This window comes from Flavobacterium phragmitis (assembly GCF_900112575.1).
Lineage (GTDB): Bacteria > Bacteroidota > Bacteroidia > Flavobacteriales > Flavobacteriaceae > Flavobacterium > Flavobacterium phragmitis.
On sequence record NZ_FOMH01000008.1, the window covers coordinates 245,952 to 269,593 of the forward strand.

The following is a 23,642-nucleotide window of genomic DNA, read 5'->3' on the forward strand; positions in this document are numbered from 1 at the left end:
ATTGTTTAACTATAACCAATGTAAATGTATGAAATTAAATTTACAACCAAAAAAACCTTACAAAAATCTTGGAGAAAAGATTCCCAGATTTAATTTTTCCAATTATTTAAATGTTTTTGCTGTGCTTTTTATGCTGTTTTGCAGTTTTTCGGGGCAGGCACAAAATGTTACCATCAATTTTAAAGACGCATCACTTGAAACGGTGCTGAAAGAAGTGGCAAAACAAGCGAATTACGAAGTTTTGTACACGCAGAAAATGCTAAAAGATGCTAAGCCGGTTACAATTAATGTTAAGAATGCTACATTAAAAGAAGCTTTAAATAAAATTTTTAGCGGTCAGAATTTAAAATACAATTTGGCTAATCAGACTATTGTTGTAGCCGCTTCCTCTAAAGAGAAAGCAGAAAGCTTGGGAAACGAGCAAATCCGCGTAAGCGGAAAAGTTACAAACAATAAAAATGAGCCATTTCCTGGTGTTACTGTAACTTTATCTGGGACAAATAGAACAAGCATTACCGATTTTGATGGTGGTTTTATTTTTGACAATGTGCCTTCTAACGGAATTTTGGAGTGTTCGGGATTAACAATTGAAACAAAGTCTATTGCTATTGGTGGTCGAAATACTCTTACGATTATTGTTGAAGACAAAATTGCGGCAATGAAAGAAGTAGTAGTGACTGGTTATCAGACTATTGCTAGAAGCAATTTTACTGGTGCCATTTCTAAAATTGATGAAAAAACGTTAAACGAAAACATCAACTCGAATTTATCAAGCGCTATAGAAGGACGTGTTGCGGGTTTGATGTTTCAAAAGAATCCAAACGGCATTGGTTCAGATCAGCCTATATTAAGAGGTATTGGTACTTTTTCATCTGATCAAGTTGGCTACAGTCCGCTTGTAGTAATAGATGGTTTGCCAACAGAGTTGACTTTAGATGAAATTAATCCGTATGATATTGAAAGTGTGGATGTTCTTAAAGATGCCGCAGCGGCTTCTATTTATGGTTCAAGAGCGGCAAATGGTATTATCGTTTTAACAACTAAAAAAGGAAATGGTAAATTAAAAGTAACAATCAACTCTGATTTCTTTATTTCAGATAAACCAAATCTTAGAGACATGAATTACGCTTCAACCAGCGATATGATTGACTTTGAGCAAGCGGTTTACAATAGAGAAAGAGCCAGATTTGCTGATACAGCTACCATGTTTAGCAGTTATGGAGATATTGGAAACAGCAATCCTAAATATTATAGTCCGCTTTATCAGTTGAATAGAAATCTGGAAGAGGGTAAAATAGACAATACAACTTACAATAGTACTCTAGCACAATGGAGAAAGAACGATTATAATAAAGATTATCGTGATAATGTTTGGCAGAAAGAATTCAGACAACGTTACAATGTTGCATTTTCAGGCAGTACCACGAAGCAGAATACTTATGTGTCACTTAATTATGATAAATCATTAGGTCGTATTAAATACAATGAGGGTCGTAATTTTAATCTTTATGCTAAAAGTAGTTTTCAGGTAAACAATTGGTTAAATGCTACATTCGGAGTAAATGGAACTTATAGTAATGATGATGTTACGGAATTTGATCTTGGCAATTATGATATTCAAAAAAGATACGAGCGTATTACAGATGATAACGGAAATTTGGTACAATCGTCATTTGCATCAATTAGAGATGGTTTTACCTCAGGCGCCGTTCTTAACCCGGCTATGGTTGAAAAAATATCGGCTTTAAGTGGTTTTAAATCAACGAGTTTTAATGTTTTAGATGCACTTAGAGAAGGTATTGAAGAACAGAATTCATTGAGTTTAAGAACCTTCGCTAATATAAAAGCGAAATTATGGAAAGGTTTAAGTTATAGTACACAATTTCAGTATGAAGTAAGAAAAAATGATAGAGAACAGTATCTTGATGTTAATTCTTACAGAATGCGTTCTGCAATCAATGCGCTAACGGGTTATAATCCAACTACAAATGCATACACTTATGTTGACGGTTTCTCAACCGGAGGAAGATATATGCAGACAAGTTCTCAAGCAAGTAATTATTCTTTTAGAAATCAATTAGATTTTAATCAAGAATTTGCAGAAGGCAAACACTCTGTTAATGCTTTGGTTGGTACTGAAATGCGGGAAACTTTCGTTCCAAGATCTATCGAACAATTGCGATATGGTTATGATCCTGTTACACTTAGTTCTGCAGTATTAAATAATCTTGCACTAAGCCAAACAGGAGTTTCTAGCTATATATTTGGCAGCAACAGAACGTTGGCGGCTTTGGGACGAACGCAGAAGGAAATATTACACCGTTACTTTTCAATTTTTAGTACTGCTAGTTATACGTATTTATCTAAATATAACATTACAGGAAGTTACCGTGTTGATAAAGCCGATTTGTTTGGAGTGGATCCAAAATACAAAAACCGCCCATTATGGTCTGCAGGTTTAGGATGGAACATCAGCAATGAAGATTTTATGAAAGAAGTAAAATGGGTAACTATGCTGAAATTGAGATCTACTTACGGTATTAACGGAAACGTAGATCAAAGCACAACACCTTATATAACTGCTACAAGAAGAAATGACAACTTATATCAGTCTTTACAATATACCAATATCACTGCTCAGCCTAATCCAATGTTGAGATGGGAAAAAACGCAAAGTACCAATATTGGTGTAGATTATAGTTTGTTCCGTGCTAAATTAAATGGTACTATTGATGTGTATCGCAAATATAGCAGCGATTTATTAGCAACTACAGATCTTGATCCTACTGTTGGAGCATTGTCAAGAAGAATTAATGCTGGAGCACTATTGAATAAAGGTATAGAATTTAGCGCTGGTTCTGAATGGTATAATAATGGCAATTTCCGTATTAATTCAAATTTAGTTTTTGCCTTTAACGAAACAACGGTTAGAAAAGTAACAAGAGCTCAATCTACAGCTTCGTCATATGTTTCGGCACCAACTAATTTCTTTGTAGAAAATGATTTCTTCAATAGTATGTATGCTTACCAATATGGAGGAACAGTAAATGGATATCCTTATGTTTTGGATGAAAATGGAAATCCATCTATCACTTTTGATGCGAATGGAAATCCAATTTCGACAAGTATAAAAACAATTACTAATCCAGATGCCTTAGTAAATGTGGGAACTTTAATGCCAACTTACACAGGTTCATTGTCACAGCGTTTTTCTTACAAGCAATTCGATTTAAACTTCTTGTTTGTTTTCTCTGGTGGCAATGTAATGCGTAAAGAAACCATCGATATGAGTTCTGATGCTGTAAACCTTTCTGGTATCACAGATCGTTATACTGACACAAATAGAAATGGAAATACTCGTTTATTTGTAGATTTTGACGAAAGTGTTAGAAATTATGCAGGAACGATAAGCAGTCAATGGAGAAATTCAACTGCAAATGTTGTAGATGGAGATTATATTAAACTAAGAAACATTTCATTAGGATATAATATTCCAAAAGCTTTCGCTACTCGAATGAATATCACATCGGCAAAATTTACTTTTCAAATGAATAATATTTGGTATTGGAGTGCTGCTGGAAATCGTATTGATCCTGAAGTTTATACAGTTAATTCTGGTACACGTAATTTGCCATTGCCAAAAACATACCTATTTGGTTTTAATCTTACTCTTTAAAAAAATGAAAAAGATATATATAACACTGCTTTCTTTAATGATGCTAACAATGTCATCATGTGACGATTATACAGACATAACACCTAAAGGAGCTTTAGTAATTGAAACACCACAGCAATTTCTTGAATTGGTTTCGCTTCCTGGACGTGGTTACCCAATCAACAACTTTCAATACTTGTCAGATGATCAATGGATGAAAGAAGCCAATGTAATTGGTAGAACTCCAAACATCGATATTCTTAATTTTACTTTTGATGAAAGTGTAGACCGCGTTTCATTAATGACCGGGTCGAGTTTTTACAATCAAGCTTATAGTTATATCAACAGATGGAATACCATTATTTCGTTAGTGGATAATAGTAAAGGAGATGAAAACATCAAACGATTAGCAAAAGCTGAAGCTAGAATTTACCGAGCGTATGATCACTTTTTATTAGTAAATACTTATGCAAAAGGGTATGACCCCAATACAGCAGCTACAGATGGCGGAATTTGTATTATGGACAAATTTGATTTAGAAGCACAGCCTTCAAAATCTACTGTGGCGCAAGTTTATGACTTTATTCAAAAAGATATCGATGAAGCATTACCGTATCTTTTAGAGAAACCGGCTGATGTTTATCATCCTTCATTGGCATTTGCTTATGCTTTTAAAGCAAAAGTGCATTTGTTTAAAAGAGAAATTGCAAAAGCACAGGAAGCTGCTGAAAAATCATTAAGCTATAACAATCAGATATTTGATATGGTAGCTTATAGCGCACAAGGCGGACCAACTGCTTTGGCTGTTCCTGCGGCAAATAACACTGAAGTATTAAGTTATATGTATATGACGGGTTACAACGAAATGAATTTTGGCCAGTTATACATCATCAGTCCAGAATTGAGAACGTTATTCGGAACAAATGATGCTCGTTTTAATTTATTCTTCAATTCTACCAGCACAACCAATTTAGATCAAGGTTCTGGTACTGCTTATTGGGGCACTCAGTACACAAGATTTTTTTACCCAACAGTGGGGATGAAAACAACCGAAGTGTATTTGATGAAGGCTGAATGTTTAGCGAGACAAGATAAATTGAACGAAGCAGTTGCCGTTTTAAATACATTAAGAGCAAAACGTATTCTCTCTGGTACGGTAAACTTAACAGTTCCGGCTACTCGAAAAGAAACAATGCAATTGGTGATTAATGAAAGAAGAAAAGAATTGCTTTTAGGTTTTAACCGCTTTTTCGATTTGAAACGATTAAATACGGAAACTGAATATGCAAAAACAATTACCAGAGTATTCCCAATTGTAAACAAAACGGTTCCTCAAAAAACATATACTTTACAGCCAAACTCTCGATTGTATATTATTCCGTTTCCTTTGTCTGCTTTACAAAAGAATCCAAAATTGACTTTAAATACAGACGAAAAACTTCCATTTTAATTGAGATGAAGAAATTATTTATAATGCTGATCATGCTGTCTTTTGGACAGCATGGTTTTGCTCAAACTCCAGAAAAAAAAGCCGACAGCACCAGCACGCAGCTAAAAGGCATGCTGGCGTATAACAAAGTAATTACCGATAAAGCGAAAAATAAAGCAGGTCTTTTTACGGTGAGTCAGGTAGATACCAAATACTATTTTCAAATTCCAGACAGCTTGTTCAATAGATACATGCTGGTGGTTACCCGATTTCTTTCTACACCACAAGGAATGGGGGTTTTTGGTGGAGAAAAAGCCAACGAACAGACTATTTATTTTGAAAAAGGAGCCAACAACACCGTTTATTTAAGATCACTGCAATACAGACAAGATGTTCGTTCAGCCGATTCAATGTTGGCAAAAGCATTGGCGGGAAGCAACGAAAATCCGATTGTTGCTGCATTTCCAATTAAAACAACTAATCCAGATACAAAAGAAGTAGTTATCGATGTAACGGATGTTTTTAAGAAAGACAATCCAATGTTTGCTATCGAGAGTAAAGAGAAAACAGAGAAAAAATTAACTTCTCTTGCAGACGACAAATCTTTTATTGAAAGTATAGATGCTTATCCAATCAATATTGAGGTAAAAACGACAAAAACTTATACAAGTGCAACAGCCAGCAGCGGGAGTATTACATTACGTTTAAATACTTCGATTGTACTGCTTCCAAAAACGCCAATGCGTAAACGTTTCTTTGATGAAAGAGTAGGGTATTTTGCCAACAAATATGTTTTGTTTGATGATGATGAACAACGTGCTCAAACAAAATATATTATTCAGCGCTATCGTCTGGAACCTAAAGATAAGGACATCAAAAAATATCTAAACGGCGAATTGGTGGAGCCTAAAAAACAAATCGTTTATTATATCGATCCGGCAACACCAAAAAAGTGGAGACCTTATTTAATTGCAGGAATCAACGACTGGCAGAAAGCTTTTGAAGCCGCAGGTTTTAAAAATGCTATTGTAGGTAAAGAATGGCCGGAAAATGACCCAACAATGAGTCTGGAAGATGCACGATATTCGGTAGTAAGATATTATGCTTCAGAAACACCAAATGCTTACGGACCAAGAATTAGTGATCCAAGAAGTGGTGAAATCATTGAGAGTCACGTAGGCTGGTATCATAATGTGATGAAATTAGTACAGAGATGGTATATGATTCAGGCTGGACCATTAGATGCGAGAGCAAGAAAAATGCATTTGGATGATGAATTAATGGGACAATTGATTCGTTTTGTTTCTTCTCATGAAATTGGTCATACCATTGGTCTTCGTCATAATATGGGAGCGAGCAGTGCGACTCCAGTTGAAAAATTAAGAGACAAAAAATGGGTTGAAGCCAACGGACATACGGTTTCGATTATGGATTATGCCCGATTCAATTATGTAGCACAGCCAGAAGATAATATCAGTCCAAAAGGAATTTACCCAAGAATTGGAGTCTATGATAAGTGGGCTGTGAAATGGGGTTATGGTTATTATCCAAAAGCAAAAGATGAGTTTGAGGAAGAAAAAATTCTAGCCAAATTAACCACAGATAGTTTAACAGCTAATCCAAAATTATGGTTTGGCGGAGAAGGAAAAGATGAAGATCCAAGAAGCCAAAAAGAAGACATCGGTGATGATTCTGTTTTAGCAAGTGATTACGGAATTAAAAACCTAAAACGCGTAGTTCCAAATCTTATTGAATGGACGTATCAGCCAAATGATGCTTATGAGAATTTAGAAGATATGCATAAAGCAGTTGTGTTGCAATACGGACGCTATTTGTACCATGTTCTGAAAAATATTGGAAGCAATTATATCACTAAACGTACTGTTGATGAAAAAGGAGCAGTTTTTCAGCCGGTTCCTAAAGCAAAAGTAAAAGCAGCGGTAGATTATGTTGGAAGACAATTATTTGTAGCACCGCTTTGGATGTACCCGCAGGAATTAGATAAATTGATTCCATTAAAAACATCAGAGCAGATTTCAGATCAACAAAATCAAGTATTGAATATGTTGCTGAGTTCAGGAATGCTTTATAACATCAGTCAAAAAGCAATTCAGTTTGAAGGCGCTTATACGGTGCCCGAATTCTTAAACGATTTACAGCAGACCGTTTGGGTACAATTTAGTGGTGACGAGAAACAAGATTTCTACAGAAGAAGTTTACAGCGTGGTTATATCGAAAAAATGGGAATGCTGTTATTGCCTAAAGAAACAGAACCTGGAAAAGCATTAAATACAGCACAGCGAAGCGATGTTAGATTATATGCTAAACAGCATTTAGTAAAATTACGAGCAGAGGTTGTTAAATTAATGAACAGTGCAACAGGAATAAATAAAGATCATTTTGAAGCAATCTTGATCGAAATAGACAAAATAAGTACAAAATTAAATTCAACTACAACGATATGAAAAAAGTATTAATTATCGCCCTAATCTTCTTAAGCGGTTTTGCTCAGGCACAAGTAACTTCAAAAGAAGAAGTAGTGCCAGAATTGGTTCAAAAAAGAGAAGAACAAAAAAAGGAAATTACTAAAAATTATCTGGCATTAAAAAACAGTTTAATCACTTCAGATAGTCTTGCCGTTGTAAAGAATGCTGAAGCTTTAAAAAATTCTTTAAAGAACTTCAAATTTAAAAAGCTGACTTTGGAACAAATGAATGCGGCGACAGCAACAAGAAAAGCAATCTCAGATTTAGCAGCTGAAATGGCAACGACTAAAAATATTAATAAACAGCGCAAAATTTTTGAAACACTTTCTGTGAAATACTGGGATGTGGCTTCAAAATTCAAAGCAGCTGATGCTACATTATATTTACAGGTTTGTCCCATGACAGGCGCTGTTTGGACAAGTGATAGTAAGGAAATTAAGAATCCTTATTATCCAAAAAATATGCTGACTTGTGGAGAAGTAAAAGCAAGTTTGTAGTTTTTTTTAATTTGAATTAGTTTGATAAATACGGTGTTCTAACTGAAGCCGTATTTGTCGTTTCTATTATACTCTTTATTTCTTTCGAAAAAATAGGACAATGAAAGAATTAGCAAAGGGCTGTTTCAATTTTGAGACAGTCCTTTTTTTTTTTATAAAAAATAAATTTTTAACGTTATAGTTAACGATCATTTTTCAGCAATGTTTCATGGGTAAACAAATAGCGACTACAACTATTTATGTTTCATAGAAATACTGGTTGAATAATTCAGTCAGATTTTAATAAACAATGTAAAAAGAGCCTTAGGCTCGAACTATTTTGTAGGGCCGGATTTTAATCCGGTTTATAAAACGTTCGAAAAATAAAGAGCTGTAGGTTCGATTCATATTTGGAAGGAAAATGATCCGTTCCTACGGAACTCATTTGATTACTGTCAATTTCTTTCAACGGATTAAAATCCGTTGCTACAATATTTTCTCATTCCTACGGAATTCATTTGAATGTTATCAATTTCTTTCAACGGATTAATCTTAATAGTGTAGCCATCGGGATTATTTAGAATTAGATTAACGAAAATTTAAGAGAGAAATTTTTAACTTAAAGGCATTGCCCTTTTAGATTTTAAAAAATAAGAAAAAGAGACTGTTCAACTATTTTGAGCAGTTTTTTTGCTTGCAAACTTAAAATTGTTTGTAAAACATTTTTAAATACACTGTTTTTTCAATTTAAATTCCTTCTTTTTAGTAAAATTCTTATTAAGGTTTAAAAATTATTGTGTTTTTTAATTTATTGTTTATCAGTTATTTGTATTTTCTTTATCGTTTTCGTTAACATTTTTTTTGCAAAAAAATTGCAATAATACTTTTATATTAAAATTTTTAATATACTTTTGTTCTATCGAATTAGTAGAGTTTAAAATTTTCCCAATAATGAAGACTAGTAAAAACATTTCACTTTCAAACAAACAGAAATCTCTTAGCTGTTTCAATCTCATGTGCAGCTTCTGTTAAAAGTCTTCAATTCCCAATTTCAACAAATTTAAATTAGAGTGAACCTTAGCAATAGGGCAGCTCTTGTATAGGCCAATCCAAATAATAGTAATCAAAAAAAGAAGAAAAAATGAAAAAACGAATGTGTAGCCGGTAAAACAATATGCCATTCCTGTAGTCGCAGAAATGGTCGAGCTTAAAAAAAAAAATATACATCTCTAGAAAGGGAAGCATCAACGGATTTTTTTCTGTTTTTACGCAATCCTTGATTTATTAAATTAAAAAGAACTAATGAAAAAAATATTAAATAGATATATTGGATTATGTATTTTCTTGATTTCCATCGGTGCGACGGCTCAGGAAAAGCAACCACTGATTCAATCAAAAGTTGGCGGAACAGTGATAGATGCCGTTACTAAAGAACCTATTATTGGAGCATCAATTGTGATCAAAGGCACTACGCATGGCGTTCAAACTGATTTTGATGGTAAATTCTATTTCCAAACTGGACAAAAACTGCCTTACACCGTAATAGTAAGTTACTTGGGATACAAAAAGAGAGAATTTGTAATCAATGAAAATTCAGTCGTAATTGATCTTACAGAAGAACAAAATCAATTATCTGAAGTAGTGGTTACGGCACTTGGTATTTCAAAAGAAAAAAAATCTTTAGGATATACAACTCAAGCACTTAAAAACAAAGATATTGCTGAGACAAAAGAAACGAACTTCTTAAACAGTCTTAGCGGAAAATTAGCGGGTGTACGTATTACAAACTCTCAAGGAGATATGGGATCTTCTCGTATTATCATTCGTGGAGAAACTTCTATTGCAGGAAACAACCAACCTTTGTTTGTAGTGGATGGAGTTCCTGTAGATAACTCACAATTAGGAAGTGTAGGAGGAGCAACTCGTGACTTTAAAAATGCAATTGCCGATTTAAATCCAAACGATATTGAAACCTTAACGGTATTAAAAGGACCAAACGCGGCGGCACTTTACGGATCACGTGCGGCGCATGGTGTGGTTTTGATTACGACGAAATCTGGAAAAAGCCAGAAAGGACTGGGAATTACTGTAAATTCAGGAATCACAATTTCTCAAGTAGCGACTTTGCCTAGTTTCCAAAACTCATACGGACAAGGTTCAAACGGAAGATTCAGCTTTGTTGATGGAAAAGGAGGCGGAATAAATGATGGTGTTGACGAAAGCTGGGGACCAAGACTAGACGGACGTTTAATTCCTCAATTTTTCTCAAATGGTGAAGCAGTGCCTTTTGTAGCACATCCAAACAATGTGAAAGACTTCTTTAATACAGGACTTACTTATGACAATAGTGTTTCTGTAGCAAGATCAGATGATAAATCAGATTTCCGTTTAGGTGTAAACAATCAAAAACAATTGGGAACCGTACCTAATAGTGAAGTGAACAAAACAAACTTTACGATTAACACAAATTATCAAATTTCAAAAAACATAAAAGTAGGAGTTACAGGGAATTATATTACAACTAATGCTCCCGCATTGCCAGGTGGACCATCAGGAAACCGTGCTGCGGGTGTAATGCTTCAGTTTTTATGGTTCGGTCGTCAGGTTGATATTAATGAGCTTCAAAACAACAGAAATGTGAACTGGAACAACAGTTATTACAGCAACCCTTATTGGAATGCTTATTACAATACCACAAGCCAGCAGCGTAATCGTTTTATTGGTGATGTGCATTTGGATGCTACATTGGCTGATGGACTTAATTTCAGATTCCGTACAGGAGTTGATTATTACAATGACCGTAGAAAGTATACAATCAAATATGGTACAAACGGAACCCCTTTCGGATCATATGCTGAAGATGCTTACACGGTAAACGAACAAAATACAGAAGGTATTTTTACTTATACTAAAAAACTGAATGATGATTTTAGTTTAGATGCTCTTGCTGGATTCAATATCCGTAATCACAGTGATGCTAACAACTATCAAAAAGCGCCACGTTTAGCAGTACCAGATTTATATACTTTGACGAATTCAAGAGATCCGTTGACATCATCAAATACATTATCAAGATTGAGAGTATATAGTGCTTATGCTTCTGCACAATTGGGATATAAAAATTATGCGTATTTGAACGTAACAGCTCGTAACGATTGGTCATCTACATTACCAAGCAGCAACCGTTCTTATTTTTATCCTTCAATCAACGGAAGTTTAGTTTTATCCGAAGCCTTAAATTTGAAAAGCAGTACATTGGATTTCCTAAAAATACGCGGTGGATGGTCTGAAGTAGGTAATGATGCTGATCCGTATCAATTATCAACAATCTATAATTTCCAGACTGCATTTGATGGTAATCCAATTCAAACTTCTTCACAAAGAAAATTGAATGAGAATTTAAAGCCAGAAACGACACGTTCAACAGAAGTTGGTTTAGAAGCTACTTTCTGGAAAAACAGATTGCATTTTGATGTGGCTTATTATAACACAAACAGTTTCGACCAGATTTTAGAAATCAAAACGACAGCTTCAAGCGGATACACTTCACAGTTAATCAACGCTGGAAAAATAAACAACAGAGGTTTAGAGATTCAATTAGACGGAAGTCCAATTCAAACTGAAAACTTCAAATGGAATATTGGAGCCAATTATTCTAGAAACAGAAGTAAAGTAGAGATTTTGGATTATGCAAAACAGATTCAAAATTATACAATTGGTTCTTCTGGAGGTGTAGAGGTGTTGGCATCTGTAGGACAGGCTTATGGAGCACTTTACGGAACGGCTTATTTACGTGATGCAAACGGCAACATTGTAGTAGGAGAAAACGGATTACCAAAAGCTGATCCGACAAAGAGAGTTTTAGGACATTACACTCCAGACTATTTAGCGGGTGTAACGAATACTTTGACATACAAAAATCTTGAATTATCCGTTTTGGTTGATGCTAGTGTAGGTGGAGAAATTTTCTCAGGAACGAATAGAACGGGAACTTATACAGGAGTATTGGCTTCAACGCTTCCGGGACGTGGTGCTGAAAATGGCGGTTTAAGCTATTATTATCCAAATAATAATACTGCCAATGGAAGAACTTTAGTGAACGGAACTGCACCAAGCGGTGTAACGGTTTATGATGACGGTATGATTTTTAACGGAGTATACGAAAATGGAAGTCCAAACACAAAAGTAATTAGTGCTCAGGAATATTATAAAGCATCATACAACATCAGCGAAGCTTACATTTACAGCTCAACTTTTGTAAAAATGAGAGAAATTAAATTGGCTTACAATTTTAATAAGTCATTCGCAAGAAAACTGGGATTAGAAGGAGCAAGTATTACTGCCGTTGGTCGTAACTTATTCTTTATCTATAAAGATGCGCCAAATATTGATCCTGAAACGGCTTTCAATACTGGAAATGCTCAAGGTTTGGAAAGTTTGTCTTTGCCAACAACCAGAAATTTCAGTCTTAATGTTAATCTTAAATTCTAAAAACACGAAATCATGCTAAAAAAGCTATCATATATAATCTTATTTGGATTGACACTGACCTCGTGCAGTGATACTTTGGATGATATCAATAAAAATCCAAATGCAACCGAAACACCATTAGCACCTTATTTGTTAACTGGAAGTTTAAAACAAGGAGCTGACTTATACTGGGGCTCAGAGAACAATTTTAACTCCTCTTTACTATTTGTGCAACATTGGGCTAAAATCCAATATACGGAACCAGATCGATACGATGTTTCCAATACTTCATTCACTTCTTTATGGAATACAGGTTATGCAACCTTGATAACAGATTTGAATACGATTATTAATTTTCCAGATGCTCAGGCCAATTCAAACTACAAGGGAATTGCTTTAACACTTCGTTCTTGGACATTTTTACTGTTGACAGATGCTTACGGAAGTATTCCTTATAAAGAAGCAGGACAAAAAGTAACGCCAGCTTATAATACACAGAAAGAAGTATATACGGGCTTGTTAGAAGATTTGGCAAAAGCTCAGTCTTTATTGGGGACAACAAATGGTACTGTAACAGGAGATTTAGTTTACAAAGGAGATATTGTAAAATGGAAAAGATATGTAAATTCTCTTCGTCTGAGAATTGCATTAAGAATTGCTGATAAAGAACCTGCATTAGCAAAACAAGTTGCTATTGATGCAACAACTGATCCAGCAGGAGTTTTAAGTAGTAATAATGATACTTTTAAGTTTACGTATATTGCTTCTCCTCAACAGAATCCGGCTTCGGCTTGGTTTGAAACACGTGATGATTTCCGTATTTCAAAAACGATGGTAGATAAATTAAAAGAATTCTCAGATCCACGTTTACCAGTTTATGCACAATTACCATCAGATGCAAGTGTGGGTACTTATGTTGGAGGTGGTAACGGATTAACAAACAGTGATGCGAACAATCAAGGTTTTGCTAAAACATCTAAACCAGGAACTTATTTCTTAACGTCAACATCACCAGCTGTAATTTATTCTTATTCAGAAGTATTATTTAATCTTGCTGAAGCTGTTGCTCGCGGCTACATTGCTGGAGATGCCGAGACACTTTATAAAAATGCCATTACAGCATCATTCAATCAATTTGGAATTACAGATGCTACAGTAATCTCTAATTATTTAGATCAGGCAACTGTAAAATATGATGCATCGAATTATGCTAAATCTATTGGTACACAAAAATGGATTGCATTCTTCGGACAAGGTTTAGATGCTTTTACAGAATGGAGAAGATTAGATTTCCCCGTTTTGACAGCTGGACCAAATACTGTTTTGGACGGAAAAATTCCTTCCCGTTTCTTTTATCCTGGAACGGAGCAGTCATTAAACGGAATTAATTATCAAAATGCGGTTTCGGATCAAGGAAAAGATCTGTTGACGACTAAATTATGGTTTGATGCTAAATAAATAGTATTTTTTGTTTTTTCGCCAAAACAAAATTCTTTTTAAGAAAGAAAAATCTTAAGAAAACCCCGTGTCGCCCAGCGATGCGGGGTTTTATTATTTCTAATTTGTATATTTGCGACTAGTTATAATATTCTAAGTATATAAATGCTCAAATTGTTACCCTTAGATCCTAAAACCATCTTTCTTCTTTATTTCTGGGGAAATTTATTTGTCTGCATACTTATTTTCAGTTACTCCCTTTCGTATGCTTCAGCAGAAAACAGAAAAAAATTGAATACGTTTGGTTTTGGAAAAGTATTATTAACGATTGGATGGATTTGTATTTTTCTAAGAGGAATGGTGCCAGATCTTGTTTCTATCAATTTGGGAAATACAATAATTCTTTCAGGATGCTGGTATGAAACTATAGCGATAATATCTATGAATAAATCCAAATTCATTAGACGTTATAAGATTCAGACAGTTTTAACCTTTATTGCTATTCTGGTTTTTAACGCAGTAGCATTACTTGGAGGATCAATGAATATTCGTATTATAATCATGTCTCTCGGAATATTTTCTATTTATCTGCTTCCGACAATTGGTTATTTTAGAGAGAAAGCAACAAATTTGTTCCGTATATTTTACCTGCTTTGTTATGTTTCTTTTGAAATTTTGATCTTTCTTAAAGCAATATACACTTATGTTAGTCCGCAGAAACATTTCTTTAGACAAAGCACATTTGATAGTTTATACAGTATCGGATTATTTTTACTAACTCTCATTGGAACAATCGGTTTTTTATTATTGGTGAAAGAAAAGCAGGATCTTAAAATACAGAAACTATTAAAGGACAAAAATTTATTTTTTTCAATAATCGCACATGATTTAAAAGGTCCGTTAGGTTCTTCACTGGCTTTGTCGGAAATTTTGTCTCAGGAAATCGATACTTACAGCCGTGAAGAAATCAAGGAAATTACAGAAATGCTTCATGATTCGAACAAGAATATTTATAAACTGCTCGAAAACCTTTTAAATTGGTCCAGAATGCAGACAGGAATGATCGAATACAATCCGAAAAAATGTGAATTAAACAGTTTAATTGAAGAAAACATAAAACTGCACAAAAGTGTGGCATTACATAAAAACATAGATTTAAGATTCGAATCAATAGAAACTGTGAGCACAATGATGGACAAAGATATGATTGATACTGTTTTAAGAAACCTTTTAACCAATGCTATTAAGTTTACAGAACAGCATGGAGAAATTGTTGTAAGTCTTCAGAAAACCAATAAAAAAGTCGAGGTATCTATTCGTGATAACGGAATTGGAATTCCGCTCCATATACAAGAAAAGCTTTTTAAAATTAATGAAAAAGTAATCCAAAAAGGCACCGAAAATGAAATCGGAAACGGCTTAGGATTACTGCTTTGTCATGAATTTATAAAAAAACACAGAGGCGAAATTTGGGCCGAAAGTAAACTTGGAAAAGGCAGTACTTTTAAATTTATACTGCCTTTGGAAAATAGAGAATAGAGAATAGAAACTAGCTTATATAACAGGTTTTTTATACAGATTTTACAGATTTGGACAGATTTATGATAGATCTGCGTTTATCTGCTGAAATCTTTTTAAATCTGCGTGAAACATTTTTTACAATAATCTAATTAAAGATGAATCTGTTGGATAAACTCATCTGTAGAAGAAAGTACATGTCCATAATTAGGAAAATTGGTTTCAACCGTTGCTTTAATTTCTTCCCAATTAAAAGCACCAATTCCATCTTTGATTAAAGTTACATGATAGCCAAGTTCCACGCCAAATCTTGCTGTTGAATCAATACAAGTATTGGCTCGCATTCCAACAATAACAATTTGATCAATGTTATGCTGTCTCAAAAGAAAATCCAGATCCGTATTGGCAAATCCGCTGGCTGTCCAATGATTTTGAGCAAGAAGATCGCCTTCCTGCATTATCAAATCAGGATAAAATTCGGCTCCCCAAGAACCTTTTTCAAACAAGGTAATATTCTTGCTTCCTGCGTGCGATGGAGCCATAAATTTCCAGTTTAAATAATCATTTTTTTCTGTGTGCCGGTGAGGAGCGTATACAATGAGTATTTTCTTTTCTCTTGCTGCTGTCAACAGCTTTTTAATGTTTTGAACGACTCCGTTTCCTTCAACGGTTTCTTTTGTTATAGGATATAATTTTCCTCCTTCAGAAAGAAAATCATTAAAGGGATCGATTAGTACAATTGCCGTTTTTTGAAGTTGATATAAGCTCATAATTCTAAAGATTTAATGTGTTGAAAAAAGGATTCTAATAATGTGCCAATTCCTTTTTTCTTTGTTAACTTATATTTTTAGTGAGCTTCAAAAAAAAAAATTCTACGATATATAATGAATTTGCGAAATATAACTAATAGTAAAACTAATTTTAGGTGTATTTAGCTGATATTTAGTAAATTAGTTGTTTAGCACGCTTCTTGCATTTTCTTTTTCGCTATCAGATCGGCTAAAAAAGCATGTTTTATTTCTTGTAATAAACCACGTCTTCCAAATTTGATTTTTGAGACAGTTTGAAAAAACTGGATTTTACTGTAATTATAAAAAGCTATTTACTAATTAAATATCAATTATATGACAAAATCAAAATCCATTATTCTTGTTCATGGAAACTTTGTAAACGACATCAGTTGGATAAAGTGGAAAGAACGTTATGAACAGAAAGGTTATACGGTTTACACTCCTGCTAATCCCGGTCATGGAGGAAATCCTTCAGATTTAAGAAAAACAGTTCATCCTGATCTTATCAAAACCGGTTTTATTGATGTAGTAAATAATATCGCAAAACTGGCAGACAGCCTGTCTGAAAAACCGCTTATAATTGGTCATTCGATGGCAGGAATGGCAGCAATGAAATTATTAGAATTAGACAAAGCAACTGCGGTGGTAAGCATAGATGGTGCGCCACCAAAAAATGTATTTCCACCTTTTGCAACTTTAAAATCGGTGCTTCCAGCTTTTGGATTTTTCTCTTCCAGCAAATATTTTATGGGAAGCCGTGATTGGTATGACAGATGTTTTTTTAACACTTTACAGCATAGGGACAGGGCAAAAGCATTTGATACTATTGCAGTTCCAGAAAGTTATAAAGTAAGCAGAGAATTGGTTTTAAACTCTTTTTCGAATATTGATTTTAAAAAACCTCATAAACCAATTCTGTTTATAGGAGGCGCTAACGATGCTATTTTTCCAGCTTCACTTACAACAACGCTGGCTCGGAAATATAAAGACAAAAACAGTCAGGTAGATTTAAAAATTTTTCCCGGAAAAAGTCACTTCATCTGCGGAGAACCAGGCTGGGAAGCAGTAGCAGATTATATTTTAGAATGGTATGAAAATCTATAATAACAATTAAAACGAAATTAAAATGGCTAAAATTAAAGTAAAAGACGGAACAGAGATTTATTACAAAGACTGGGGTACAGGAACGCCTATTTTTTTTCATCACGGCTGGCCTTTGTCGGCAGATGATTGGGACGCACAGATGTTGTTTTTCTTGGATAAAGGATTTAGAGTTATTGCCCATGATAGAAGAGGTCACGGAAGATCTACTCAGACGTATATAGGCAATGAAATGGATACTTATGCAGCAGATGTAGCAGAACTGACAGCATTTTTAGATCTAAAAGATGCTATTCATATTGGTCACTCAACAGGAGGAGGAGAAGCAATTCATTATGCTGCTAAATATGGCAAAGGCCGAGTTTCTAAAGTCATTTTGATCAGCGCTGTAACTCCGTACATGATTAAAGATGCCAATAATCCAGATGGAGTGCCTATTGAAGTTTTTGATGACATTCGTTTTAATACAGCAAATAATCGACAGCAGTTTTATCAGGATATTACTTTTCCCTTTTACGGCTACAATAGAGAAGGGGCTAATATCAAAAAAGGGATTCAGGACAATTGGTGGCGTCAGGGAATGAATGGAGGAATCAAAGCACATTACGACTGCATAAAAGCATTTTCTGAAACTGATTTTACTGAAGATCTAAAAAGTGTTGATTTTCCAGTTTTGATTCTTCACGGAGAAGACGATCAGATTGTTCCTTATAAAGTGACAGCATTGAGAGCAGAAAAGTTATTGAAAAACGGAAAATTAATTACCTATCCCGGTCTTTGCCACGGCATGCCCACAACAGATGCAGATAGAATTAATGCCGATATTATGGATTTTATTAAGTAATTTGAAATAGTAAGATTGCTTTTAGATTAAAAAAAAAACAAGCTGTCTAAAAAAGGCAGCTTTTTTATTAGCTTCGGAGAAGTGCAATATTTATAGAAATCATGTTAGTATCGACAGCAAAGCACCAGCGGAGCGACGTATTTTTTCAATTTTTTGTATGTCGCTCCGCTGGTGCTTTATATTGTAAAATTCTATTTTTTGCTATAAATATTGCGCTTCTCGAAGCGTATTTTTTTATCTAATACTTTTGATGAAAGCTCTTTGTTTTACAAGTTTTTATCTTTTAAAACTTGAGGATATTTTAGACTGGTATGTACAATCATTTCGCCAAACAAAGTGTTTGCCCAGGCAAACCATTTGCGTGTAAATTTAGCTACATCATCTTTATGAAAGGATTCGTGCATAAAACCAGTACCGGCATTCGTTTTTATCAAATTACTGATACATTTTTTTATTTCCTGTTCATCAATGCTCGTAATGGCTCTCAAAACAATACTCATCGGCCAGATGGTGTCTACGCCGGTATGCGGACCTCCAATACCTTCTCCTGCTTTTCCTTTATAAAAAAACGGATTATTTTCAGATAAGACCAATTTTCTGGTATTCAAATATAAAGGATCATCAGGAGCGATGGCACCCAAATAGGGAAGCGATAGTAAAGAAGGCACATTGGCATCATCCATCATATGGAAACTTCCGTATCCATTGACTTCAAAAGCAATAATTTTTCCGTATTTAGGATGATCAATAATTCCATGTTCTTTTAATCCTTTTTGAACTTGTTCTTTAAGTTCTTTCGCTTGATTTACCAAATCCTCGTCTTTTAAAGCAGGAAGAGAGAAAATCTCCATTAGATACCCTAATATTTCAATCGCAAACATATTGCTTGGAATCAAATAACCAAATAATGTTGAATCATCACTTGGTCTGAAAGTCGAAACGATCAAACCACAAGGTTTTACAGGATAACCATAACCTGCTAATGGAACGCCGTCTGTAGCCCAAGCCGTCTGACGCTGAAAACTGTACGGACCACCTTTGCCGTCCATTCTTTGCTGTTCTTTAAAGGTTTTTACAACTAGTTTCATGGCTTCTTTCCAATGACTGTCAAACATAGAAATATCACCAGTTTCTTTCCAATACCCATGAGCCAGACGAACAGGATAACATAAACTGTCGATTTCCCATTTTCGTTCATGGACTCCTGGTTTCATGTCTGTTAAATCATTTTTCCATTCACTTTCCTTATTGAAATCTTTGTAAAAGGCATTAGCGTAAGGATCTAAAAGGATACATTTCGCCTGACGGTTTATAACTCCTTTTACCAATTCAGCCAGTTTTGGATCTTGTTTCACAAACGGTATATAAGGCCAGATCTGCGCTGTACTGTCGCGAAGCCACATCGCATCAATATCACCCGTAATTACATAGGTATCAGGTTTACCGTCTATCACTTCAAATTCAACCGTAGTATCAAGTGTATTAGGAAAGCAGTTTTCAAAAATCCAAGCCAACTCAGGATTGGCAATTTGTTTTTTAACTTTTACGATAGCAGCCTCAATTGCTTTACTGGTAAATTTACGTTCTGCCAAAGGTGGTCTCTGGGATACAAAATCTTTTAACGGAAATTCGTAAAGATTAGAATTAAATCCAAATGCTTCGGATTGAATAGCCAATAATCCAGCAGAAAAAATGCCGGCATTTTTGATAAATTTTCTTCGAGACTGCATAAAATTTTATTTTAGAAATAGGTAAGGTTAGTTTAAAGATAATGGAAACTTTATTGTACTAAATAAATAATATTTTTCATTATTTCATTTAAAATTAGACAAATGACATCTTGAACACTTTAAACAACATTTCGAATTGTAAAAAGACGAGTTCCATTAAAAACCTTCCAATTCATCTGTAAAACCTTTTCCAGATTTAATTAAAGCAACTCTAGGACTTTTGACAAATTCTATAATGCTGTGTTTTGTTAATTCTTTCGTCAAAAAATCAATTTGTGTTTCCTGCTGTGTGACTTCAAAAATAATATAATCTCTTTCCAAAATTTTGTAGTGGGCATTATGCTGTTTCAACAAATCTTGTACTTTTTCTTCGATAATTACATGAGTAGGAAGTTTAAATAAAGCGGTTTGTGTGTAAACGATTTCAGAATTTGTACTCCAATAACATTTATAAACATCAATAATTTTTTCAATTTGCAACGCTAGATTTCGTACTGTCTCAAAGGTTTCCGTAACAACAATGGTAAATCGGTACATGCTATTAATTTCACAAGATGAAATATTAAAACTTTCAAAACTGATTTTTCTTCTCGAAAAAATAACAGCGGTTTTGCTGACTAATCCCATTTGATCTTCGGTGTAAAATGTTAGCGTGTATTGCTCTTTCATTGGATGTTTAATGCTTATTTGTTAGTAAAATATTTTTAAGTTATGGTGGATTCAGTTCAGTTTGGATCAAAAAAAAACCTTTCTCGGTAGGATGAGAAAGGTTTTTATTATACAATACAATCCTGACTCATCACGGGGAATGAATAATGATAATTGAGATAATAATGATTGACGTTAAATTTTTCATTTTAGTCCTAAACTAAAAAAACCTCCCATTACGGGAGGTTTTTAAAATTGTACTGTAATACTTTTATATAAAAATTTCCCTTATTAATATCGATTGATAATAATATCGTTGCTAATAATAAGGGTAATAATTTGATTGCTCATTTTTTTCTATTGTGGAGGCAAATATATTATATTTTCTCAAATTATAGCTTTTATTTCTGTTTTTTGAAGAATATTTTAGGTAATTAGAAGTAGCGTTTTGAGAATTTTCTTAGTATAAAACAGTTTTTTTTATTTTTGAATAATGAGGTCTATGAAATTTAAATGTCAGAATGTTAGTTGATTAAGCGCGATTAAGAAAAGTTAGGTCGATATTTAACAATTTAGTCTAAAATTATTATCTATTAATTCTATAGAATTTATATAAATTTGTGTTTAAGAGTATATGCAATAATTAAAGATTAAGAGGCACTGAATTAAGTCATCTTATTTTCTTCAGAAATATCGTATGTTATTTTTTTGTTCTTGTTTTTGAATATATCTCGGTATGTGTGAATATTAAATGTTAAATATGTAGTATAATCTTACTTTGACTATTAAAAGTGTAATTTTTGTTTAATTTAGCTTTTTTCTAGATCAGGTAATTTTTGATTTATTTAAATATCAAAATCGTAAAAAAGGCACTATTTAATGAGATGGTAGGATAGTAATTCTAATTTTTTAGCTAAGATGAAGAAGCAAGGAAATTTTTCAGATTCCTTGTAATTTACGCATCAATTAACAATTTATTTATATTAGCATTTAAAATAACGATTTAATTTTTACTTGAATGAGCAATTTCTTAATAAAAAGAAATGCAAATAAAGAGTTATAAATTAAGTTTTTAAAGCCTTCGAAAAGGAAATATGGGAGTGCAGTGTTTAACATTAAAGGAATACAAAAGCGTTTTTAATACGCTCTATCCTTCGTTGTGCTTATTTTCCAACAAGTATATTGAGAATATAGAAGTTTCAAAAGATATTGTACAAGAAGTTTTTATTAAGATTTGGGAAGAAAAAATTGAATTTCATAACGATGCCGCAATCAAATCTTATTTGTACACGTCTGTCAAAAATCGATCTCTTGATTATTTAAAAAGCAGGCATTACAAAGTGACAGAGTCACTTGGTAAAACTGATTTTGCTCAAATGGAAACAGATCCATTCTTTTTGAGAGAAGTGGTTATTTCCGAAACTTCATTATTGATAGAAAAAGCAGTAAATACGCTACCCGCAAAATGTGCACAGATTATAAAATTGAGCATTAAAGGACTTAGCAACACCGAAATTTCAGAAGAATTAGGTGTTTCTTTAAATACCATTAAAACACAGAAAAAGATTGCCTACAAACGCTTAAAACCCCTGCTGAAAGATTGTTTCTTCATTATTGCATTTGTATTTGAGATTAGAAATTGATGTTTTTTAGGTATTGATTTCTGTTTACTACTGTCAAAAATTCATGGTATTTTAGAATTGCTTAAAAAAAATATAATTTTTTTTTACTTTTTTTCACCCTCGTTTTTCGTTTTGTCGTCTTAGCATTATAAACACATTTTAAGATGTCTATTTTTGATAAAATAATTGACCTTTCCAGTCGAACTGCTTCCTCCATTTTAAAACGAGAGAAACCAGAATCACTTGCCGATTCTGATTTATTTACAGATTCGGATAAAGAATATATACTGAAACATCTTACCGATGAAAAACTTTTAAAAAAACGTGCTGTTCTATTACAACAGTTTAATAAAAAAGAAGATTGGAAAGCTATTCAAAGTAAAATTGATGTACCAGTTAAGAAATTGCAGATCTGGAAATATGCCGCCGCCGTTGCAGTTCTTATATTGGGATCTACTCTCTATTTCTCTAAAAATCATTTAATCGAAAACGAGCCAAACAAAGTGGTTGTAACCAAATCAGTTATTACTCCAGGAACAGACAAAGCGATTTTGGTTTTGGCAAGTGGAGAGCAGGTTGCTTTAGGCAAAGGTTCAGTATATAATTCAACTGGGGTGCATAGTAATGGAACAGAGATTATTTATAAAAATGATAATACCGCTAAAAATACAATTGCATACAATTATTTAACGATACCAAGAGGCGGACAGTTTTTTATAAAATTAGCAGACGGCACAAAAGTTTGGTTAAACTCCGAATCAAAACTGAAATTTCCTGTAAGTTTTGTAGATGGACAGCCACGTCAGGTGGAATTGGTTTATGGCGAAGCTTATTTTGATGTTTCTCCAAGTACAGCGCACAAAGGTTCACATTTTAATGTATTGACGCAAAACCAGAATGTTGAAGTATTAGGAACCGAATTCAATATCAAAGCGTATCAGGACAATCAAACTATTTATACAACACTCGTTGAAGGTAAAGTACACTTAACAGGTTCTTTCAATTCGACTATTCTAAAACCTGGAGATCAGTCGGTATTAGAAAACCACAATATTCGCGTTGCAGCTGTCGATGTGTTTAATGAAGTTTCGTGGAAAGAAGGAATTTTCAGTTTTCAGGAAATGCCTTTAAAAGATATTATGAGAGTACTGGAAAGATGGTACGACATCAAAACCGTATTTAAAAATAAAGCTATAGAAAACAGCACATTTAATGGAATACTAGATAAAGATCAGAAAATAGAGGAAATTTTAAATATAATTAGTAACACAAACAAGATACCGTATGAAATAAACCAAAAGACTGTAATTTTTAAGTAAGAAAAGAAATTATAAGCTGATAAAAAAGGGAAAAGTGGTTAGTGGGTCGAAGTACAAACCATCTTTTCCCGTGATAGGACTTATAATTAATTCAAGATTAACTGATAAACCAAAAC

At 33.6% G+C, this 23,642-nt stretch carries 14 protein-coding genes; 11 read left to right on the forward strand and 3 right to left on the reverse strand.

What is annotated here, in order from left to right:
- Positions 1-28 precede the first annotated feature (28 nt).
- The 7 genes from BM289_RS15845 (at position 29) to BM289_RS15880 (ending at position 15,492) form a co-directional block, all read left to right on the forward strand.
- Entirely contained in the window at positions 29-3,676 is a 3,648-nt protein-coding gene (locus tag BM289_RS15845) for a SusC/RagA family TonB-linked outer membrane protein (protein ID WP_091495275.1), read from the forward strand.
- A gap of 4 nt (positions 3,677-3,680) precedes the next feature.
- Complete coding sequence (locus BM289_RS15850; protein WP_091495416.1) at positions 3,681-5,105, forward strand: RagB/SusD family nutrient uptake outer membrane protein; 1,425 nt, start codon at positions 3,681-3,683, stop codon at positions 5,103-5,105.
- Positions 5,106-5,110: 5 nt separating this feature from the next.
- Positions 5,111-7,549 carry a zinc-dependent metalloprotease gene (locus tag BM289_RS15855; protein ID WP_091495277.1) on the forward strand — a complete coding sequence of 813 codons (2,439 nt, stop codon included), beginning with the start codon at positions 5,111-5,113 and terminating at the stop codon, positions 7,547-7,549.
- Complete coding sequence (locus BM289_RS15860) at positions 7,546-8,067, forward strand: DUF3347 domain-containing protein (RefSeq protein ID WP_091495278.1); 522 nt, start codon at positions 7,546-7,548, stop codon at positions 8,065-8,067. Before BM289_RS15855 ends, BM289_RS15860 begins: the two co-directional genes overlap by 4 nt.
- Before the next feature lie 1,281 nt (positions 8,068-9,348).
- Positions 9,349-12,537 (forward strand): SusC/RagA family TonB-linked outer membrane protein, encoded by a 3,189-nt coding sequence (locus tag BM289_RS15870; RefSeq protein ID WP_091495283.1) that lies wholly within the window; start codon positions 9,349-9,351, stop codon positions 12,535-12,537.
- A gap of 12 nt (positions 12,538-12,549) precedes the next feature.
- A complete protein-coding gene (locus BM289_RS15875) occupies positions 12,550-13,974 on the forward strand; it encodes a SusD/RagB family nutrient-binding outer membrane lipoprotein (RefSeq protein ID WP_091495285.1) in 1,425 nt (474 codons plus the stop codon).
- A gap of 144 nt (positions 13,975-14,118) precedes the next feature.
- Positions 14,119-15,492: a sensor histidine kinase gene (locus BM289_RS15880; RefSeq protein ID WP_091495287.1), complete on the forward strand. Its 1,374-nt coding sequence runs from the start codon at positions 14,119-14,121 to the stop codon at positions 15,490-15,492.
- Positions 15,493-15,623: 131 nt separating this feature from the next.
- Here the strand turns inward: BM289_RS15880 and BM289_RS15885 are convergent, their stop codons facing one another.
- On the reverse strand, positions 15,624-16,241 hold the full coding sequence (locus tag BM289_RS15885) for a cysteine hydrolase family protein (RefSeq protein ID WP_091495289.1): 618 nt from the start codon (positions 16,239-16,241) through the stop codon (positions 15,624-15,626).
- Positions 16,242-16,595: 354 nt separating this feature from the next.
- Here BM289_RS15885 and BM289_RS15890 point away from each other — a divergent pair, with 354 nt between their 5' ends.
- Complete coding sequence (locus BM289_RS15890) at positions 16,596-17,366, forward strand: alpha/beta hydrolase (RefSeq protein WP_091495292.1); 771 nt, start codon at positions 16,596-16,598, stop codon at positions 17,364-17,366.
- A 22-nt stretch (positions 17,367-17,388) separates the two neighbouring features.
- A complete protein-coding gene (locus BM289_RS15895) occupies positions 17,389-18,207 on the forward strand; it encodes an alpha/beta fold hydrolase (protein ID WP_091495294.1) in 819 nt (272 codons plus the stop codon).
- 266 nt (positions 18,208-18,473) lie between these two features.
- Here BM289_RS15895 and BM289_RS15900 read toward each other — a convergent pair whose 3' ends face one another.
- Both BM289_RS15900 and ilvN read right to left on the reverse strand, forming a co-directional pair.
- Positions 18,474-19,937 carry a glycoside hydrolase family 125 protein gene (locus BM289_RS15900; RefSeq protein ID WP_091495296.1) on the reverse strand — a complete coding sequence of 488 codons (1,464 nt, stop codon included), beginning with the start codon at positions 19,935-19,937 and terminating at the stop codon, positions 18,474-18,476.
- Positions 19,938-20,093: 156 nt separating this feature from the next.
- Positions 20,094-20,606, reverse strand: coding sequence for an acetolactate synthase small subunit (gene ilvN, locus BM289_RS15905; RefSeq protein WP_091495298.1), 513 nt, complete (start codon positions 20,604-20,606; stop codon positions 20,094-20,096).
- Between the two features lie 1,073 nt (positions 20,607-21,679).
- Here ilvN and BM289_RS15910 point away from each other — a divergent pair.
- Together BM289_RS15910 and BM289_RS15915 are read left to right on the forward strand one after the other, a co-directional pair.
- A complete protein-coding gene (locus BM289_RS15910; RefSeq protein WP_091495304.1) occupies positions 21,680-22,228 on the forward strand; it encodes an RNA polymerase sigma-70 factor in 549 nt (182 codons plus the stop codon).
- 143 nt (positions 22,229-22,371) lie between these two features.
- The gene (locus BM289_RS15915) at positions 22,372-23,526 is read left to right on the forward strand and encodes a FecR family protein (RefSeq protein WP_091495306.1); all 1,155 of its coding nucleotides are present in this window, start codon (positions 22,372-22,374) and stop codon (positions 23,524-23,526) included.
- Positions 23,527-23,642: the final 116 nt, after the last annotated feature.

Bases quoted from the DNA above. Each gene is read 5' to 3' on its own strand.
- BM289_RS15845 (WP_091495275.1), top strand. From the start codon at position 29: ATGAAATTAAATTTACAACCAAAAAAACCTTACAAAAATCTTGGAGAA.
- BM289_RS15850 (WP_091495416.1), top strand. From the start codon at position 3,681: ATGAAAAAGATATATATAACACTGCTTTCTTTAATGATGCTAACAATG.
- BM289_RS15855 (WP_091495277.1), top strand. From the start codon at position 5,111: ATGAAGAAATTATTTATAATGCTGATCATGCTGTCTTTTGGACAGCAT.
- BM289_RS15860 (WP_091495278.1), top strand. From the start codon at position 7,546: ATGAAAAAAGTATTAATTATCGCCCTAATCTTCTTAAGCGGTTTTGCT.
- BM289_RS15870 (WP_091495283.1), top strand. From the start codon at position 9,349: ATGAAAAAAATATTAAATAGATATATTGGATTATGTATTTTCTTGATT.
- BM289_RS15875 (WP_091495285.1), top strand. From the start codon at position 12,550: ATGCTAAAAAAGCTATCATATATAATCTTATTTGGATTGACACTGACC.
- BM289_RS15880 (WP_091495287.1), top strand. From the start codon at position 14,119: ATGCTCAAATTGTTACCCTTAGATCCTAAAACCATCTTTCTTCTTTAT.
- BM289_RS15885 (WP_091495289.1), bottom strand. From the start codon at position 16,241: ATGAGCTTATATCAACTTCAAAAAACGGCAATTGTACTAATCGATCCC.
- BM289_RS15890 (WP_091495292.1), top strand. From the start codon at position 16,596: ATGACAAAATCAAAATCCATTATTCTTGTTCATGGAAACTTTGTAAAC.
- BM289_RS15895 (WP_091495294.1), top strand. From the start codon at position 17,389: ATGGCTAAAATTAAAGTAAAAGACGGAACAGAGATTTATTACAAAGAC.
- BM289_RS15900 (WP_091495296.1), bottom strand. From the start codon at position 19,937: ATGCAGTCTCGAAGAAAATTTATCAAAAATGCCGGCATTTTTTCTGCT.
- ilvN (WP_091495298.1), bottom strand. From the start codon at position 20,606: ATGAAAGAGCAATACACGCTAACATTTTACACCGAAGATCAAATGGGA.
- BM289_RS15910 (WP_091495304.1), top strand. From the start codon at position 21,680: ATGGGAGTGCAGTGTTTAACATTAAAGGAATACAAAAGCGTTTTTAAT.
- BM289_RS15915 (WP_091495306.1), top strand. From the start codon at position 22,372: ATGTCTATTTTTGATAAAATAATTGACCTTTCCAGTCGAACTGCTTCC.